The 17,853-nt window shown below is 64.2% G+C and carries 15 protein-coding genes; 5 read left to right on the forward strand and 10 right to left on the reverse strand.

Annotation, left to right across the window (positions count from 1 at the left end):
• Positions 1-2 precede the first annotated feature (2 nt).
• Together AC3WJU_RS03155 and AC3WJU_RS03160 are read right to left on the reverse strand one after the other, a co-directional pair.
• Positions 3-1,229, reverse strand: a complete 1,227-nt coding sequence (locus tag AC3WJU_RS03155; protein ID WP_059388778.1) for an ROK family protein — start codon at positions 1,227-1,229, stop codon at positions 3-5.
• Between the two features lie 10 nt (positions 1,230-1,239).
• Positions 1,240-2,505, reverse strand: a complete 1,266-nt coding sequence (locus AC3WJU_RS03160; protein WP_492259096.1) for an FAD-binding protein — start codon at positions 2,503-2,505, stop codon at positions 1,240-1,242.
• 204 nt (positions 2,506-2,709) lie between these two features.
• Here AC3WJU_RS03160 and xylA point away from each other — a divergent pair, with 204 nt between their 5' ends.
• The 4 genes from xylA (at position 2,710) to AC3WJU_RS03180 (ending at position 7,783) form a co-directional block, all read left to right on the forward strand.
• The gene (xylA, locus tag AC3WJU_RS03165; RefSeq protein ID WP_307053176.1) at positions 2,710-3,900 is read left to right on the forward strand and encodes a xylose isomerase; all 1,191 of its coding nucleotides are present in this window, start codon (positions 2,710-2,712) and stop codon (positions 3,898-3,900) included.
• Between the two features lie 4 nt (positions 3,901-3,904).
• Complete coding sequence (gene xylB, locus AC3WJU_RS03170) at positions 3,905-5,407, forward strand: xylulokinase (RefSeq protein WP_492259097.1); 1,503 nt, start codon at positions 3,905-3,907, stop codon at positions 5,405-5,407.
• Positions 5,382-6,467: a Gfo/Idh/MocA family protein gene (locus AC3WJU_RS03175; RefSeq protein WP_492259098.1), complete on the forward strand. Its 1,086-nt coding sequence runs from the start codon at positions 5,382-5,384 to the stop codon at positions 6,465-6,467. Before xylB ends, AC3WJU_RS03175 begins: the two co-directional genes overlap by 26 nt.
• A gap of 119 nt (positions 6,468-6,586) precedes the next feature.
• Entirely contained in the window at positions 6,587-7,783 is a 1,197-nt protein-coding gene (locus AC3WJU_RS03180; RefSeq protein ID WP_492259099.1) for an ROK family transcriptional regulator, read from the forward strand.
• On the opposite strand, the gene AC3WJU_RS03185 is transcribed toward AC3WJU_RS03180, so the two are convergent.
• Genes AC3WJU_RS03185 through AC3WJU_RS03215 form a run of 7 tightly spaced genes read right to left on the reverse strand, consistent with a single transcriptional unit; the run spans position 7,765 to position 15,024 of the window.
• A complete protein-coding gene (locus AC3WJU_RS03185) occupies positions 7,765-8,886 on the reverse strand; it encodes a Gfo/Idh/MocA family protein (RefSeq protein ID WP_307053180.1) in 1,122 nt (373 codons plus the stop codon). The genes AC3WJU_RS03180 and AC3WJU_RS03185 overlap by 19 nt on opposite strands.
• Positions 8,871-9,569: a ThuA domain-containing protein gene (locus AC3WJU_RS03190; RefSeq protein ID WP_441433006.1), complete on the reverse strand. Its 699-nt coding sequence runs from the start codon at positions 9,567-9,569 to the stop codon at positions 8,871-8,873. The genes AC3WJU_RS03185 and AC3WJU_RS03190 overlap by 16 nt, the downstream gene beginning before the upstream one ends.
• 47 nt (positions 9,570-9,616) lie before the next feature.
• A complete protein-coding gene (locus AC3WJU_RS03195; RefSeq protein ID WP_441433007.1) occupies positions 9,617-10,621 on the reverse strand; it encodes a sugar phosphate isomerase/epimerase family protein in 1,005 nt (334 codons plus the stop codon).
• 12 nt (positions 10,622-10,633) lie between these two features.
• Entirely contained in the window at positions 10,634-11,842 is a 1,209-nt protein-coding gene (locus AC3WJU_RS03200; protein WP_441433008.1) for a Gfo/Idh/MocA family protein, read from the reverse strand.
• Between the two features lie 33 nt (positions 11,843-11,875).
• A complete protein-coding gene (locus AC3WJU_RS03205; protein WP_306964519.1) occupies positions 11,876-12,799 on the reverse strand; it encodes a carbohydrate ABC transporter permease in 924 nt (307 codons plus the stop codon).
• Positions 12,799-13,701, reverse strand: coding sequence for a carbohydrate ABC transporter permease (locus AC3WJU_RS03210; protein ID WP_492259100.1), 903 nt, complete (start codon positions 13,699-13,701; stop codon positions 12,799-12,801). The genes AC3WJU_RS03205 and AC3WJU_RS03210 overlap by 1 nt, the downstream gene beginning before the upstream one ends.
• 3 nt (positions 13,702-13,704) lie before the next feature.
• On the reverse strand, positions 13,705-15,024 hold the full coding sequence (locus tag AC3WJU_RS03215; protein ID WP_059388771.1) for an extracellular solute-binding protein: 1,320 nt from the start codon (positions 15,022-15,024) through the stop codon (positions 13,705-13,707).
• 287 nt (positions 15,025-15,311) lie between these two features.
• On the opposite strand from AC3WJU_RS03215, the gene AC3WJU_RS03220 reads away from it, so the two are divergent.
• A complete protein-coding gene (locus tag AC3WJU_RS03220) occupies positions 15,312-16,346 on the forward strand; it encodes a LacI family DNA-binding transcriptional regulator (protein WP_284988916.1) in 1,035 nt (344 codons plus the stop codon).
• A gap of 139 nt (positions 16,347-16,485) precedes the next feature.
• Here the strand turns inward: AC3WJU_RS03220 and AC3WJU_RS03225 are convergent, their stop codons facing one another.
• Positions 16,486-17,739: a zf-HC2 domain-containing protein gene (locus tag AC3WJU_RS03225; protein WP_492259101.1), complete on the reverse strand. Its 1,254-nt coding sequence runs from the start codon at positions 17,737-17,739 to the stop codon at positions 16,486-16,488.
• Positions 17,740-17,853: the final 114 nt, after the last annotated feature.

The raw sequence follows: 17,853 nt of genomic DNA on the forward strand, positions 1-17,853 counted from the left end.
TGTCAGTAGACATAGTCGACCTTACTAAGAGGAAGCGCAGCTAAGGCGCCGGCCGGATCCGCGAGGAACTGTGCGAAGGCCAGTTCCGCGGCTCCGATCATCATGAGATCCGAGCCGAGGGCGGCCCGGTAGATCTTTACCTGGCCAGCCGGTCCGTCCATCGCCTGGGATCGCAGCGAGCTGTCCAATGTCCCGGGAGACAGGGCGTGCAAGACGCCGAGAAAGCCATCCAGGACGATCGCTTCAGGGTTGAAAATGTTCACCGCATTCCGCAAGGCGATGCCAAGATATTCAAGCTGGCGTGCCACTTCGGCGCCCACCGCTTCGCTGCTGTTCCGGCGAAGCGCTTGCTCGAGTTCACCCGCATCCCCACCGCCGATCCCGGCCAGTTCAAAAAGCGAGGACTGCGAGACTTCGGTCTCGAGGCAGCCTGCGGCCCCGCAATGGCAAGGTTTGCCGGTCGAGCGGACAAAGGTATGTCCAAGTTCCCCGGCGTAGCCGGATGTCCCGCGAAGCAATTCCCCGTCAGCGATGATTCCGCCGCCGATGCCGCTGGCGCCACCGTTGAGGAAGATCAGGTTCCTTTGGCCCGCGCCGGCGCCGAAGAGGAGTTCGCCCTCGGCGCCGAGCGATGCGTCGTTGGCCGCGTGGCAGGGGTATCCGGTAGCTTCGCCGAGCATTCGGGCTATAGGTTCATCGCGCCAGCCCAGATGCGGGGCGTGCCGGACCACGCCGTCGCCGCGGTTGACGAGCCCGGGCACTGCGATGCCCACGCCCATGACCTGGTACGACGTGTCGAGCTCCGACCGCATTCCCTCGATGACGGCCGCCGCGATGTTCACGGCTTCTTTGGCCGTCGGGATCCGCTCGGTGTCGAAACGGATCTTCTTCTGGACCTTCCCCCCGAGGCCCACAAGACCGATGGTGACAGCATCGATCTCCGGGTTGACCGCAAGGGCAGCTATGGACGGCCGGGGATGGACGATCGGGCTGGGCCTGCCCACCTGCGCTTCGCCGGAGGGCGCCGTCTCATACACCACTTCCAAGTTCACGAGTTGCCCTATCAACGCCCCTACCGTGGACCTGTTCAGGCCCGTCCGCTTGGTCAGCTGGGCACGGCTGAGCACACCGTTGTGGTGGACAAGGGAGGTCAGCAGCGCCAGGTTGTTTCGCCGTGACGGATCGGGCTCGCTGGCGGTGACGGGATTTCGGGTGGGGGAGGGCATCATCGCGACAATATCAGCTCCCAAACACCGTTCGGTCCAGGAAGTCGTTGCGGAACTTTCCGGACGGATCGAGGCGTTCAGCCAGGGCGATGAAGTCGTTGAAGCGAGGGTACAAGGGCGCGACGGCGGCAGCACCGGCGTCGAACAGCTTGCCCCAGTGCGGCCTCGCCGCGAACGGAGCCAGTTCCGCCTCAAGCAGCCGCAGGATGGCTTCGACGGCCGGCTGGTCCTGGCGCCACGTGAAGTGCAAGCCGATGCCGTCGCGGCCGTAGTTGGCGCTCAGCCAGAGCTGGTCGGCGGCCACCGTGCGGATTTCGCCAACCAGCAGCAGGGGAGTCACGACGTCGGAGAGCCGGCGCATGGTGCGGAGGGCGTCCACGGCGTGTTCACGGGGGATGAGGTACTCGCTCTGCAACTCGTCGCCTTGGCTCGGTGTGAATTCCATCCTGAAATGGGCCAGCCGGTCGGACCACGGCCCGGCCATGCCGAGCTGCTGCGTGCAGTTGCTGCCCGACACGCCGGGAAGTGGGTGCCGGGCTTCTGTTGCCGGGGTGCCGCCGAAGAAATCCGACGTTTCCACGGCCGCATCGCCGCCGCGCCTCTTGAGCCACGCCTGGCCCACCGTCTCTCCGCTCCAATCGGTGAACAGGCTGACGCTATACGCCGAGGAGGTTATCCGGTCGAAGTTTTCCAGGACGAGGTCCCAGTTGAGGTTTTCGAACACGCTCTGGGCGACGTCAAAGGTTGGATGGATGTCCAGGGTCAATTTGGTGACGATGCCGAGTGCGCCGAGTCCCACCACCATTCCGTCGAAATCCTCGTCGCCGCGGCGCACGCTGAGAATGCTGCCGTCCGCCGTGACCAGCTCAAGGCCCGCGACGGCGCTGGCAAGGTTGCCGTTGGCATCACCGGAGCCGTGCGTGGCGGTGGAGACAGCTCCTGCCACCGAAATGTGGGGGAGCGAGGCGAGGTTGTGAAGGGCGAAGCCTTGGCGCTGGAGTTCTGCCGCCAGGGTCCCGTACCGCGTGCCTCCGCTCACGGTGACGGTCATGTTCGCCGCATCCACGCTGATGCCCGGATCCAGCTGGTCCAGCACCACGAGGGTACCGGCCGTGTCCGCGATGGAGTTGAAGGAATGCCTGGAGCCAAGCGCACGGACCTTCTGGGCGCCTGCCACGAGACCTTGCAGTTCCTCCACGCTGGCGGGATGGGCGAGTTGCGGTGCCAGGTAGCTGTAGTTTCCTGCCCAGTTGCGTTCCGCCACCAGCTGATCAGTCACGGTTGAATCCTTCGTTCGAGGGCTCGACGGCCTTATTTGATGTCCACAACAACATAACGGCTGGATGGCCCATGCGCCAGATCTTTTCCGGACTTTTCCTTGAGGGGATGAAAAAACTTTGTTGGCTTCACGTGGTTGACATCACAGGAATTCATAATATGTTGGATAGCGAAACAAACCCCTTTCGACTACCCGGAGCACTCAATGACGATTCAGCCCACCCGTGAAGACAAGTTCTCGTTCGGTCTTTGGACCGTCGGTTGGGAGGCGCAGGACCAGTTCGGTTCGGCCACCCGCCCTCCCCTGGACACCGTGGAAGCCGTCAACCGACTCAGCGACCTTGGCGCCTACGGCATCACTTTCCACGACAATGACCTGTTCCCCTTCGGCTGCTCGGCTGCCGATCGCCAACGCGAAATCGACCGCTTGCAGGGTGCGCTCAAAGCCACGGGGATGATCGTTCCCATGGTCACCACCAACCTGTTCAGCCACCCCGTCTTCAAGGACGGCGGTTTCACGAGCAACGATCGCGGCGTCCGCCGCTTTGCCCTGCGCAAGGTGCTGGACAACATCGATCTCGCCGCCGAACTCGGCGCTGAAACGTTCGTCATGTGGGGCGGCCGCGAAGGCAGCGAGTACGATGCCGCCAAGGACATCCGCGGCGCGCTGGAACGCTATCGCGAGGCCGTGAATTTGCTAGGCGATTACGTCACGGACAAGGGGTACAACATCCGCTTCGCGATTGAACCGAAACCGAACGAACCCCGCGGCGACATCCTGCTCCCCACCCTGGGCCACGCCCTAGCCTTCATCGAAACCCTGGAACGCCCGGAGCTCGTGGGCATCAACCCCGAGACCGGCCACGAGCAGATGGCGGGCCTGAACTTCACGCACGGCATCGCCCAGGCCCTGTACCAGGGCAAGCTCTTCCATATCGACCTCAACGGCCAGCGCAGCATCAAGTTCGACCAGGACCTGGTGTTCGGCCACGGTGACCTGCAGAACGCTTTCTCCTTGGTGGACTTGCTCGAAAACGGCGGTCCCGACGGCGGCCCCGCCTACGACGGTCCGCGCCACTTCGACTACAAGCCCAGCCGCACCGAGGACATCGACGGCGTGTGGGACTCTGCGGCCGCGAACATGCAGACCTACCTGCTGCTCAAGGAGCGCGCCAAGGCATTCCGCGCCGACCCCGAGGTCCAGGAAGCCCTCCAGGCGTCCCGCGTGGCAGAAATCAACGAACCCACCCTGAACCCGGGCGAAGGTTACGAGCAGTTGCGTGCGGACAAGTCCGCTTACGAGGACTTCGACGCCGATGCCTACTTCGGCGGCAAGGGCTTTGGGTTCGTGAAGCTCCAGCAGCTCTTCATCGAGCACCTCCTCGGAGCGCGCTGACCTCATGACACTGGTTGCCGGGGTTGATTCCTCTACCCAAAGCTGCAAAGTGGTGGTCTTGGACGCGGAAAGCGGTGCGCTCGTGCGTGCGGGCCGCGCGAGCCACCCGGATGGAACGGAAGTCCATCCGGACGAGTGGTGGCGGGCGCTGTCCGAAGCGTTCGGCGACGCCGGCGGCCTGGCCGATGTCAGCGCACTGTCCGTAGGGGGCCAGCAGCACGGGATGGTGCTGCTGGACCTCGAGGGCAATGTGGTGCGGCCGGCGCTGCTGTGGAATGACACTCGCTCGGCCGGCTCGGCGGAAGATCTCACCGCCGAAGTGGGGGCGGAGGACTTCGCCCGGCGGACCGGCCTGGTTCCGGTGGCTTCGTTCACGATCACGAAAATCCGCTGGATTAGGGACCACGAACCCGAAAGCATGGCTCGGGTGGCCGCCGTCGCGCTCCCCCACGACTGGCTCACGTGGCGTCTCCGCGGTTACGGTCCGGCGGGCTCCAGCCCGCTGGGGCCGGACCTGGACGAACTCACCACTGACCGTTCGGACGCCAGCGGCACCGGCTATTGGAGCCCGCTGACCGGACGCTACGATCTGGACTTGTTCAAACTGGCGTTCGGTCAGGACGCCCGGGAAGCCTCGGGCGGGACGACGACGGCGGCGCCCGGCGTCGTCGTTCTTCCCCGGGTGCTAGGTCCGGGCGAAACCGCGGGCCGCGTGCACCCGGCGTGTTTCGGGGGCCCTGGCGCAAGCGAAGCGTTGGGCGGCGGGATCCTGCTCGGCGTCGGGGCGGGGGACAATGCCGCCGCCGCGCTTGGGCTCGGAGCCAAACCCGGCGACGTCGTCGTGTCCGTGGGCACCAGCGGCACCGTGTTCGCCGTCGACTCTTCACCCGGACATGATGCGAGCGGGACCGTGGCGGGCTTCGCCGATGCGAGCGGCGAGTATTTGCCCATCGCAGTGACCTTGAACGCCGCCCGCGTGCTCAGCTCGGTAGCCGCGGTGCTCGACGTCGACTTCGACGGGCTGTCCAGGCTCGCCCTTGAAGCCGAGCCTGGCTCAGGAGGCGTGGTGCTGGTGCCGTATTTCGAAGGGGAACGGACTCCCAACCTGCCGTACGCGAAGGCCAGCTTCCACGGCCTCAGCATTGCCTCCACCACCCGGCCGAATATCGCCCGGGCCGCCATCGAAGGCATGCTGTGTGGACTCGCCGGAGGCCTGGACGCGCTGCGTGACCAGGGTGTCCGTGCGGAACGGTTGCAGTTGATCGGGGGCGCGGTACAGAATCCTGCCGTGCAACGGATAGCGGCTCAGGTATTCGACCTGCCTGTCGTGATTCCGAGCCCGGGCGAATACGTTGCCCGCGGTGCAGCCGTGCAGGCGGCGTGGGCGCTCGCAGGCTACCGCCCGGATTGGCCCGTGGCCCTCGACGCCACACCCGAGCCGGACTTCCGGGATTCGATCGGGCAGAACTACAGGAAGGTCAGTGCCCGCGTTGACGCCGGCAACTGAATCGCTGCTCATCAGGACACCGCTTCTTGATTCCCTGAACCAGGATCCGGTGCCCGCATCGGGCAGTCCCGTCCGGTGGGGAGTCATTTCCACCGGACGGATCGCCTCCACGGTCGTCAGCGACCTCGCGCTCCTTCCCGACGCCGTTTTGCAGTCCGTCAGTTCCCGGACCCAAGAAAACGCGGACGCGTTTGCTTCCGAGCACGGCTTCCAGAGCGCCTACGGCGACGACGGCGGGCTTCCGGGGTACCAGCGGCTCCTCCAGGATCCCGCGGTGGACGTCGTGTATGTGGCAACCCCTCACACGAGTCATTTCTCGGCGGCGAAGGCGGCCCTCGAAGCGGGGAAGCACGTGTTGTGCGAGAAGCCGCTGACCATCAACGCCCGTGAAGCAGAGGTCCTGGTTCGGCTGGCCCGGGAGAAAAGCCTGTTCCTGATGGAAGCAGTGTGGACCCGGTTCCTGCCCAGCGTGCAACGGGCGGCGGAAATCATCGCATCCGGCGAACTCGGCGAGATCCGGTGGCTGCAAGCTGACCTCGGGTTTCCGGCGCCGTACAATCCAGAATCCCGGCTGTGGAGGCTCGACGACGGGGGAGGTGCCCTGATGGACGTTGGTGTCTATCCCCTGACATGGGCGCTGATCAGCCTAGGACGCCCGGAATCGTTGACGGCCACGGCGCATCTGACTGACGGCGGAGTGGATTCCGAGACCGCACTGACACTGTCCTATCCTTCCGGGGCGCAGGTCCAGGCCATGACCTCTTTGACCTCGGCCACCCCCCAAACGGCCACCATATGCGGCACGAAGGGGATGCTCCGATCCAACGCACCGCTGTTCAATCCGACGGAGTTGACCATCACCTCCAGCTCCGGCGAGCAACGGCTGGAGAAATTCACCCCGGTCGGCCATGGCTACACCTACCAGTTGCGCGAAGTGATTCGTTGCCTGCAGCTGGGCCTGCTCGAGTGCCCCACGATGCCGTTGGCGGATACCCTGACCACCATGTCCCTGCTGGATGAAGCACGCAGGCAAGCGGGAATCAGCTACCCGGGGAACTAGGGGCAGGCAGCACCTCGGCAAGTGACCAGCGCCGCACAGCACGGTCCAAATAGCCAGCAACCTCCGATCCCTGAATGATGATGTAAGTCACGCAGTCAAAACAGGATCCTGGAGGAAACATGCCCGCCACGCCGTCGCCGGGAAGAGTGGGCGATGTCCGCAGGCAGAACCTTGCGCTCGTCCTCGCCGGGATACAGGGGAACAGCGGGGCCACGCGTGCCCAGCTTGCCGCGGAAAGCGGTCTCACGAAAGCATCCGTTTCGAGCATCGTCACCGACTTGCTTGAATCCGGCCTGGTGCGGGAAACAAGTATCACCCGAGACGGCGAACGCGGACGGCCCGGAACCGGTCTCGTCCTCAATCCGGCCCGCGGCGCTTTGGCCGCGGAAATCAATGTGGACTACCTCGCGGTGGGAGTCCTGGACTTCGCAGGGGAACTGGCCTTCCACGAAACGGTCGAAAGGCATAACCGCGGAAGCCTGCCCTCCGACATCCTGCCGCTCCTCGTCGCCATGGCGCAGCGGGCGGCAACACAGGCGGCCGACGACGGCGTCGAACTTCTTGGCGGGGAACTGACCGTGCCGGGATTGGTGGATACGGAACGCAACGTGGTGCTGGCCGCGCCGAACCTGGGCTGGGCCGACGTCGGACTCTCCGAAGAGCTGCCCAGGCTCCTGCCCGCAGCCCCCTTCGGAGTGACCCTCTCCAACGAGGCCAATGGCGCCGCGCTCGCGGAACTCTGGTTTGGCCACGGCGACCGCTTCCCTGACTTCCTCTACATTTCCGGCGAAGTGGGCGTCGGTGGAGGGCTGGTCATAGATTCCCGGCTTTTCGCCGGTCCGCACGGCCATGCCGGTGAGATCGGGCATGTGGTGGTGCATCCCGACGGCCCGTTGTGCGCCTGCGGCGGTCACGGTTGCCTTGAGACGTTCGCGGGCCAAGACGCCATATATTCTGCAGCCGGAATACATCAGGATGTGGCTACAAAGCACATGGAATACCTGCTGAGCCGCCTTGCCGACGGAGATTGGAGCGCGGTTTCAGCGGTGGAACAGGCCGGGCACTACCTAGGAATCGCGATAGCCTCGACGGCGCGGGTGGCGAACATTTCCGCCGTCGTGCTCGGCGGTCATTTCGCCGTACTCGAGGAGTGGATCGCTCCTGCGCTGCGCCGGAGCTTGGACCACCACGCACCGGGACTGATCCCGGAAGGAAACCTGGCGTTCTCCGGACTGGGGCAGACGGGGGCCCTCAGGGGCGCCGCTGCAACCGCAGTCCGGAGAATATTGAGCCAGGCCTATGAACTGATTCCCTGAACTTCCGCGAGCGGGGCCGCCAAGGCTGTCAGTTCCACGAGGGCCGGCCGCGCAACCGTGCTTTCGATCGAGACCGCTGAACCACTGTGGGCAGATGCCAGCACAGATTCCATGACCTCAAGCGCATGGAACGCCAGTTGGCCGCCAGCACGTGGTTCGACCCCGGCCGGGGTTGAGGCGAGGTCGGCGATGCCGAAGCCCCTGCCCGAATCGATGTAGCCGGCCGAGATCGGAAGGGTCTGCCAGGAGTCGGCGCCAAGCGTAAAGAGCTGGACGTCGCCGTCGAAGTGGTTCGGATCAGGAACAACAAGAGATCCCGCCGAACCGTGGATCTCGATGTTGGCCGACTTGGTCTTCACCGCGTCGAAGCTCATCACCAGCGTGGACAGGGCGCCGGAGGCGTGGACCAGGACCCCGGTCACGTGCGAATCGATGGTCACCGGAATCACCTCGCCCTCCCGCGGTCCCGAACCAATGGTGCGCGTGTCCCGTGTGTGGCTTGCGGCACCAATGACCGAGACCACCGGGCCCAATAGCGTGACCAGGGCGCTCACGTAGTAGGGACCCATGTCCAGCAGCGGTCCGCCGCCGGGCTGGTAGTAGAAGTCCGGGTTGGGATGCCAGCGCTCGTGTCCCGGTGTCACCATGGTTGCCGTGGCCGAGATCGGCGCACCGATCAGGCCGTCGTCGATCGCTTTGCGGGCAGTCTGGATCCCGGTGCCGAGCACCGTATCCGGCGCGCAGCCGACCACGACGCCGGCCTCCCGCGCCGCGTCGAGCACTTGCCGTGCCTCGGCGGTTGTCGCAGCGAGCGGCTTCTCACCATAGACACTCTTGCCGGCGGCGATGGCCCTCAATGCGATCGGCGCATGCGCGGCCGGAATGGTGAGGTTGAGTACGAGCTCGACGTCGTCCGCCGCCAGGAGCTCGTCGACGGTCACCGCGCGGACGCCGTCGTAAGAATCCGCGACCGCTTGTGCGCGCGCGGGATCGAGGTCCGCGACGGCTACCAGGTCAATGTCGTCCAGCCGGCGGAAGTTCTTGAGGTACTGGGCGATGATGGCGCCACAGCCGATGATGCCTACTCTTAGCGGCTTGCCCACAGCATGCCCCTTTCGATGATGGTGCGGACGTTGCTGTCCTGGAGGATTTCCACGCGGTGTCCCGGGGTGCAGACGAAGATCCGTCCTTCGGCCCACTGCCGGGTCCAGATCGCAGGGGAGGTGACCTCCCGGTTCCATTGGTCCCAGTCGCGGACCTTCTGGGTGGTGGTGGCGAGGACGTCGATGTAGTCGTCAGACAGGACCCAGTACTGCTCGGTGACCAGCTCGAAGTCGCCGATTCCCTGGGTGATGGGGTGGCTCGCGGCAGCCGGGAGCATGTTGACGCTGTACGGCACGTAGTTGTCCGACTGTTCGCCGATGCGTTCGTCGGGATGTTTGCCGGGGTGGCAGGCGAACTGGCCGCCGATCATGTGCAGGTAGTCCGAGTTGTTCCGGTAGGAATCGGCGATGCCGCCGTGCCAGCCGGCAAGTCCCGTGCCGTTTTCGACGGCGGTACGGAGCCCCTCGAATTCGTCCTTCTCGATGGTGGACATGGTCATGCATTGCACGATCAGGTCCACGCCGGCCATATATGCCGAATCGGCATATACCTTGGGGGATTCCTCCACGCGGACGTCGTAGCCGTTCTCCTTGAGGAAGGGGATAAAGAGTTCTGTGGCTTCGAATGGCTGGTGGCCATCCCAGCCGCCACGGACCACCAGGGCGGTCTTCTTGTCAGTCATGGTTTCCTTTGCTGAGAAATACGGCCGGAGAGCCGAAAATGAAATGGTTAGCGGCTTGAGAAGGCCGCGTCGAAAGCGGCGACCGGCGGGGCGATGGCGGCGAGTTCCCGGACCATGGCCAAGGATTGCGGTGCTCCCACGAGTCGGTCCATGCCCGCGTCTTCCCACTCGACGCTGGTTGGCCCCTCGTAGCCGATGGCATTGAGGGTGCGGAAGATCGGCTCCCATTTCACGTCGCCATGGCCTGCGGTGACGAAGTCCCAGCCCCGGCGCGGATCCGCCCATGGCAAGTGGGAGCCGAGCCGGCCGTTGCGTCCGTTGAGCTGGCGGATGGATTCCTTAACGTGCACGTGGAAGATCTTGTCCGCGAAATCCTGGAGGAACATGACGGGGTCCAGGTCCTGCCAGATGAAGTGGGATGGATCGAAGTTCAGCCCGAAGCTCTCGCGATGCCCCACGGCTTCCAGGGCACGTTTCGCGGTCCAGTAGTCGTAGGCGATCTCGGAGGGGTGGACTTCCAGGGCGAAGCGGACCCCGACTTCGTCGAACACGTCGAGGATCGGGTTCCAGCGGTCCGCGAAATCCTGGTAGCCACGCTCGATCATCGCCTCCGAGGCGGGCGGGAACATGGCCACTGCCTTCCAGATGGAGGAGCCCGTGAATCCCGTGACGGTCTTGACGCCGAGGCGTGCCGCGGCCCGTGCCGTGTCCTTCATGGCCTCGGCAGCGCGTTGGCGGACTCCTTCAGGATCGCCATTGCCCCAAACCTCGTCGGAGAGGATGTCCCGGTGGCGCTCATCGATGGGGTCGTCGCACACGGCTTGGCCGGTGAGATGGTTGGCGATCGCAAAGACCTTGAGGCCGTTCTTCTCCAGGATGTCGAGGCGTTCCTGGACATAGCTGTCGTCGATGGAGGCCCGGTGGGGGTCCAGGTGGTCGCCCCAGCAGGCGATTTCGAGCCCGTCGAAGCCCCATTCGCCCGCGAGCCGGGCGACCTCTTCGAAGGGCAGATCGGCCCATTGGCCGGTGAACAGTGTGATGGGTCTTGTCATCGGTGTTCCCTCCTAGACTTTCTGCCAGCGGCTGGACTCTGCGGCGCTGCCTTCCACGGCGGCCAGCACTTTTTGCACCTGCAGGGCATCAGCGAACGACGGCGAGGGCTGCTCGCCTGCGCCGATCGCGCTCACGAGGTCCACCACTTGGTGCGTGAAGCCGTGCTCGTATCCGAGGCCATGCCCGGTGGGCCACCAGTTGCCGACGTAGGGGTGTTCGGGCTCCGTCACGAAGATCCGGCGGAATCCGGCGTCGGGGGATTCCGCGGCGTCGTAGAAGGACAGGACGTTCATCTCTTCGAAGTCGAACGCGAGGGAGGCCTTGGTCCCGTTGACTTCCAGGCGCATGGCGTTCTTGCGTCCCAGCGCGAACCGCGTGGCCTCGAAGACCCCGACGGCGCCCGCGGAAGTAGTGCCGCCGTCGAGCCCGTCGCCAGAAAAGCGGGCGGTGAAAATGGCGGCGTCATCGACCGTGACCGCGCCGCGCGGCGCATCCGCGCCGACATCGCCATGGCCGCCCAACCCGACGAGGTCACCGGCCAGCGGACGTTCGTGGACGAAGGTTTCCAGGAGTGCGGAAACGCCCGTGATCTGCTGCCCGGTGACCCACTGCGCAGCGTCGATGCTGTGCGCTCCGATGTCGCCCAAGGAGCCCGATCCGGACTTGGACTTGTCCAGCCGCCAGGTCATGGGCGCGTTTTCGTCGCTAAGCCAGTCCTGCAGGTACTGCGCCCGCACGTGCCGGATGTTTCCGAGCCGGCCCTCTTCGACCATCCGCTTGGCCAGCGCCAAAGCAGGGGTGCGGCGGTAGCTGAAGCCGCACATCGAGAACACTCCGCGTTCTGCCGCGGCCTGGGCGGCTTCGGTCATGCGCTCCGCCTCCGCCACAGAATTGGCGAGGGGTTTCTCGCAGAGCACGTGCTTGCCCGCTTCGAGGGCTGCGATCGCGATCTCGGCGTGCGTATTGCCCGGGGTGCAGATGTCGATCAGGTCGATGTCGTCCCGCTCGAGGAGCCGGCGCCAATCAGTCTCCACCGATCCCCAGCCGAGCTTGCCCGCGGCGGCGCGGACGCCGTCGTCGTTCCGGCCGCACAGTGCGGTGAGCTGGGGGTCAAGCGGGAGATCGAAGAACCGCGGCGCTGTCCGCCAAGCGTGGGAGTGGGCGGCGCCCATGAACGCGTAGCCGACCATGCCGACCCGCAAGGGCTTTGCGGTAGTCATTGTGTTTCCTTTCGTGCTTTCAAAGAGCGTTGGCTATTTGCTGAATCCTGCGGTCAACCCGCTGAGCAGCTGGCGGCGAGCCACCACATAGATGACCAGCAGCGGCAAGGTGGCGAGCACCACGGAAGCCAACACGGCGGGGATGTTCACGCTGAATTCGCCCTGGAAGGTCCACAAGGACAGCGGAAGCACGCGGGTGGACGGGCTCTGGGTCAGGATCAGCGGGAACAGGAAGCCGTTCCAGACGCCGAGCGCGTTGTAGATGCCCACGGTCACGACGGCGGGGCGCGTCATGGGCAGCGCGAGCCGCCACATCATGGCCCAGTCCGAGCAACCATCGAGCCGCATGGACTCGAACAACTCGTTGGGTACATCGCGCATGAAGTTGCTCAGGATGAGGACGGAAATGGGAATCGCGAAGGCAATGGAGGGCAAGATCAGCGCCAACAAGGTGTCATAGAGATGCGCTTTGGTGATCATCCAATAGATGGGAATGATCGTGGCGTGCAAGGGAATCGCCAGGCCCAAGAGGAACGTGTTGTTCGTCCACGTCAGGAACCGGCCCTTCCCCCGGACGATCGCGTAGGCGGCCATGAACGAGACCAGGAGTGCAGGTACAACACTGCCCACTGTGACGATCAGGCTGTTGAAGAAGTACATGGCGAAGTCGTTGTCCAGGACCAGCTTGTAGTTGTCCAGGGTCGGCTCGGTGGGCGGCATCATCGGGTTCGAGGTGAAGAACCCGGCCTGGTTCTTCAGGCTGGTCACCACCACGTAGTAGATGGGAACGATGATGATCGCCAGCCAAAGCCAGCCGCCCAGGCCGCCCAGGTAGTTGGGACGGAGCCGGCCGGGGCCCTTGGCGCCTTTTGCTCGCTCGCCATGTTTGTGGCCTTGCTTGTTGCTTGGCGCGTTGGGCCTTGCCGGCGGTGCGGGAATCTGGGTTGTGGAAGCCATCAGGCACCTTCCAATTGGCTTGCGTTGCGGTTCTTGCCACCGAGTCTTTGCAGGAGCAGGGCCAGTGCAAGGCCGATCACCACGAGGATGACGCCGAGGGCGCTCGCCGCTCCCATGTCGTTGGCCTTGAAGCCGGTCAGGTACATGTGCAGCGGTAGCAGCCGCGTGGAATAGCCGGGGCCTCCGCCGGTGAGGACGAAGACGAGATCGAAGTAGGCCAGTGAGCCGACCACCATAAGGGTCGAGGACGTGATGATGGTGTATTTCAACTGGGGCAAGGTAATGGCGAAGAACTGCTGGATGCGCCCCGCGCCGTCGATTTGGGCCGCTTCATACAGCGACGCCGGGATCTGGCGCACGCCGCCTTGGTAGATGAGTGTGTGGAACGGGACAAACTGCCAGGCGATGACGAAGACGACGACGAACAGCACCAGATCCGAGTTGCCGAGCCAGTCCTGGGCGAGGAATGGAAGGCCCAAGCCCGGACCGAGTCCGAAGTTCGGGTCCAAGAGGGCCTTGTATGCGATCGCGACGGCCGCGGAGGACAGCAGCAGCGGCACGAAGTAGAGGACTGCGAGGGCCGCGCGGTATTTCTGGGACGCGGACGTGAAAACTCCGAGGAGCAAGCTGATGGGGGCTTGGACGATGAACGAGAAGAACATGATCTTGGCCGTGACCCACAGCGCATTGCCGGTGACGGGATCGGTCAGGACCGTGGTCCAGCTCGACAAGCCGTCCAGTTTGATTTCGCCCAGCCCGTCCCATTTGGTGAAGCTGAGGAAGAGCACGCCGAAGAGCGGGATGATGGCGAAGAGGAGGAAGAAGACAAGGGCTGGTGCGGCCAGCCACCCCGACGGGCCCTTTTCAAGGACCCGCCGGGAAGAACCGGTTGAGGTAGACACTGGTTACTTTCCGATCGTGGCGTTCATGGTTGAGACGAACTGATCGGGGCTGATCTTCTTCAGGAAGATCTGGTCCAGGTTCGCCAACATGGCGTCTCCCTGGGCGGGGCTGAGGGCCTGGTCCCAGGAGAGGGTGAAGCTCGGTGCGTTCTTGGCCATGCCGTACACGTAGCTCAGGAAATCCTTGTCCGGTGATGCGGCCAGCTTGCTTTCGATGCCCGTGGTCACGGGAACCGCTCCGGAGTCGATCAAGGACTGGGTGTCGGCGTCGGTGAACATTCCGCTCTTGACGTAGTCGAGCGCCGCCTTCTTCTGGCTGTCAGTGGCCTTGGAAGAGATCGACCAGAAGTTGGAAGGGTTGCCCACGACGTTGGCAGGATCGCCCTTGCCACCGGACACGGTGGGGAAGGTGACGTAGCCCAGCTTGCCGTTCTTGACGAAGTCCGCGGCGTCCTTCTTCATGCTCTGGTAGATCCAGCCACCCTGCAGGATCATGGCGGCCTTGCCGGTGTAAAGGAGGGCCTGGTCCGCGTTGCTGTCGGCGGCAATGGAGGAGAATCCGTTGGCGAATCCGCCGGCGTCCACCAGGTCCTGGATCTTGCTGAGGGCTGCCTTGACGGCGGGGTCGGACCAGGCGCCGGGCTTGTTGGCGGCGATGTTCGCGAAGACCTCGGGTCCGCCGATGCGCTCCACCAGGTATTCGAGCCACATCAGGTCAGGCCACTTGGACTGGCCGCCCAGGGAGAAGGGAGCGATGCCTGCAGCCTTGAACTTCGGCACCAGGGCCATGAGTTCATCCCAGGTCTTGGGGGCCTGGGCGCCGATCTTATCGAAGACTTCCTTGTTGTAGTACAGGACGACGGGCTGCACGTTGTTGTTGGGCAGGGCATACGTCTTGCCGTCGATCACGCCGTTCTTGAGCACGGACGGCAGGTAGCGGCTCTTGACATCCGGGTTTGACGATACGAAGTCCGACAGGTCGGCCACCTGGCCGGCGTCGACATAGGACTTCAGCACGCCACCGCCCCAACCGTAAATGAAGGTGGGTCCTTGGCCGGCGCCGACGGCGGTGCGCACTTTGGTCTTGTACGCGTCGTTCGCGAAGAAGTCGAGCTTGACGGCCTCGTCCGGGTGGGCTTTGTTCCATGCATCGATGGACTTCTGGAGTACGGGCTGGTTACCGCCCGTGAGGCCCCACATGGTGGCCGAATCGGCGTTTCCTGCCGAACTTGCCGGTCCACTTGATCCGCAGGCTGCGAGGGAGATCGATACGGCCGCGGCAGTGACGGCGATCGCTGCCGTGCGCAACGTGAGTTTTACCATTTGCAATTCCATTCGTCCTCCGGGCTCGACGCTGATTGCCCGGCTATTGGTTTCGGGAGTCCGGCCTTCGGGGAGCGAGGCTGCACTGCCGCTGAATATGCTTGATCCGAATCTTCGAAATATTTCGATAATCTTTTCGGTCCGTTAGGCAAATTTAGCTGTGGTCTGGGTCACCGTCAAGGCGATTCGGGCATAAAGTTCAACTCTTTTACGAAATGGCGATTGACTCTGCTTGCCTCGCCGCCCACACTTGTGTCAGCGAAATATTTCGAAAGAGTTGAGGATCCATGGCCAGCAGTGAAAGTTCCGCCAAGGTGACATTGGCCGCCATTGCCCGGGAAGCGGGCGTCTCGATGCCGACCGTCTCGAAGGTGGTCAATGGGCGCGAGGATGTTGCGGCTGACACGCGCGCCAAAGTTCTGACCGCCTTGGAGCGGACGGGATACAAGTCGCCGCTTCAGCGAAAGAACACCGCCGGCCGCCGGCCCGTGGTGGAGGTTGTGTTCGACACCTTGAATTCGGCGTATGGGGTGGAAGTGCTCAACGGCGTGTTGGAGCACGCGGCCGCCTCCGACGTCGAAGTCCTGCTCAACATCACCGGCCAGCAGTCGGCGTCGAAGCTGAGCCTCGAGCAGCGGGCGCAGCGGATCGTCGACGAAGGCCGCAGCGGCATGATCGTGGTGACCTCGGCGTTCAGTTCGGCCCAGCTGGATCCATTTCGACGGCGCCAGATACCCATCGTGGTCATCGACCCGCTCAACCCGCCGCCGGGTGACGTGGTCAGCGTCGGTGCCAGCAACTGGGCCGGGGGCAAGGCCGCCACGGCGCACCTGTTGGATCTGGGGCACCGCCGGATCGCCTACCTGGGTGGCCCGGAAGGCGCCGAGTGCAACCAGGCCCGTCTCCACGGCTACATGGCGGCGCTGATGGCGAATGGTGTGCCCGTCGAGGAGCGTTACATCCTGTCAGGGCCCTTCCGCTCCGAGAACGGGGTGGCGGGAATGAAAACCCTGCTTCAACTCGAAGAGCGCCCAACGGCCATCTTTGCCGCAAGCGACAGCATCGCCCTGGGTGTGCTCGCCGAGGCGCGGCGGCAAAAGATCCGCATCCCGGAGGACATCAGCGTGGTGGGATTCGACGGAACCTACCAAGCAGAGGAATCGGTGCCGCCGCTGACGTCCGTATCCCAGCCGCTGCAGGAGATGGGCCGTGCCGCCCTGCGCTTCGTGCTCCGCCAAATGCGCGGTGACGCATTGGACTCGCGGCGCGTGGAACTCGCCACGCACCTTGTGGTCCGCGAATCCACCGCCCCGCCGGCGTAGGCCTAGTCCGGACCCCCGCTCACTTTTGGGGGTGTTTTCGCCGACGCTAGCTCACATCTTCGAGCCCGACGACGGGGCGGTGGTCTTCCCTCAGCTTGGTGTTCCGCGCGTCAGGGTCTAATTCGGGCCGATTGATCTGTCAGAAGTCGTAGCGGAATGTGCTCGTTGCAATCCCGGTTCCACTCAGGCCATACGTCAAGGTGTGGACGCCCTGGTTCACGGTGGTGACGTTGAGCCGGAAGGTCAGTTCGCCGGGTTGTGCCGAATTTGTGGTGCAACTGATGCCGGAAGGATCCAGTGGCTTCGCCGAGCAACTCCAGCCCGAGGGGGCAGTAATGGATCCGCTTGAAATTGTGCCGGGCGCGTTGATCGAGAAGTCGGCTGTGGCATTCCCGATTCCTCGGGACAGGGTGAAGACGGTCTCGAGCGTCGCCGTCGTGGGGTCCGCACCCGTGTCTGTCCGACTCGCTGTACCGCTGATCTTCCCGCGATTTGCCGTCGGCGTCGGCGTCGGCGTGGGAGCCGGGGTCCGCACGGGAACGGCAATGGGTAATGGTGTGCTGGCTGGCGCGGGCCCTCGTGCCGGCGCCGGTGTCGCAAACTGCCCTGCAATGCCCAGCCCCGAGGCGCCGCTTCCCCATGCTGCCAGCGGGACGCCTGTCATCAATGGCAGGAGCACGGCCCGCATGGTTGCCTGCACGTCCCTGAGCTCCAGCAGCACGGCCGTGCACTTGGCGCACTCGTCAAGGTGATCCCGGACCTTTGCCTCGGCGTGTTTGGACAAGCCCCCGCGAACATAGGATCCGAGCTGGGGTACGACTTTCGTGCAGGCGCCTTGCGGAATCTCGCTGACGTGCATCTGCAAATACTGTTTGCGCAATCCTTCCCTCGCGCGCACGCCCAGTGCGGAGACAGCGTTGGGCGAGAGCCCGAGGATCGGAGCGACGACGGCGGGCTTCATCCGTTCCACGTCCAGGTACCACAGGGCCGATTGCCATCGTTCCGGCAGTGATCGGAAGGCACGGGCCACGGTATGGGATTCGAAAGCCTGGACGACCGGATCCCCGGGTGTCATTTTGTGGTCAAGAACAGCCTCGTCGGCGGTCGGCAGGGCGCGGCGGGCATTCCGGTTCCTATGATGGGAAAGCCTGGTCACCGTGGACAACAGGTACCCACGGAAGAATTGCTCAGGCCCCTTGCCCTCGACCAGGCTCTGCAGGACCGACCGGAATGCTTCGGCGACGACGTCGTCGGCATCGCTGAGGTTGTCAACGTTCCTGCGGGCAACGGTAGAAGCGATGGAAACATGGCGAGCGTACAGCCCGTCATACGCATCCAGGTTTCCACCGCGGACCATGGCGATTATTTCACTGTCGCTAACAGCGTCGGCCATTGAAGAGGTAGTACTAGGCGCCATTACCGGCTTCCCCGCGAGCATAAATATTTCCGACCATATAGACACAGTGGCCGGACCCGGAATTTATGACGCAGGTTTGGAATCTTTTTT

The organism is Arthrobacter sp. FW306-1B-F12A, assembly GCF_058781865.1.

Excerpts from the sequence above, each read along its gene's own strand:
- AC3WJU_RS03155 (WP_059388778.1), bottom strand. The coding sequence starts at position 1,229 with ATGATGCCCTCCCCCACCCGAAATCCCGTCACCGCCAGCGAGCCCGAT.
- xylA (WP_307053176.1), top strand. The coding sequence starts at position 2,710 with ATGACGATTCAGCCCACCCGTGAAGACAAGTTCTCGTTCGGTCTTTGG.
- xylB (WP_492259097.1), top strand. The coding sequence starts at position 3,905 with ATGACACTGGTTGCCGGGGTTGATTCCTCTACCCAAAGCTGCAAAGTG.
- AC3WJU_RS03180 (WP_492259099.1), top strand. The coding sequence starts at position 6,587 with ATGCCCGCCACGCCGTCGCCGGGAAGAGTGGGCGATGTCCGCAGGCAG.
- AC3WJU_RS03190 (WP_441433006.1), bottom strand. The coding sequence starts at position 9,569 with ATGACTGACAAGAAGACCGCCCTGGTGGTCCGTGGCGGCTGGGATGGC.
- AC3WJU_RS03195 (WP_441433007.1), bottom strand. The coding sequence starts at position 10,621 with ATGACAAGACCCATCACACTGTTCACCGGCCAATGGGCCGATCTGCCC.
- AC3WJU_RS03200 (WP_441433008.1), bottom strand. The coding sequence starts at position 11,842 with ATGACTACCGCAAAGCCCTTGCGGGTCGGCATGGTCGGCTACGCGTTC.
- AC3WJU_RS03205 (WP_306964519.1), bottom strand. The coding sequence starts at position 12,799 with ATGGCTTCCACAACCCAGATTCCCGCACCGCCGGCAAGGCCCAACGCG.
- AC3WJU_RS03215 (WP_059388771.1), bottom strand. The coding sequence starts at position 15,024 with ATGGTAAAACTCACGTTGCGCACGGCAGCGATCGCCGTCACTGCCGCG.
- AC3WJU_RS03220 (WP_284988916.1), top strand. The coding sequence starts at position 15,312 with ATGGCCAGCAGTGAAAGTTCCGCCAAGGTGACATTGGCCGCCATTGCC.
- AC3WJU_RS03225 (WP_492259101.1), bottom strand. The coding sequence starts at position 17,739 with ATGGCCGACGCTGTTAGCGACAGTGAAATAATCGCCATGGTCCGCGGT.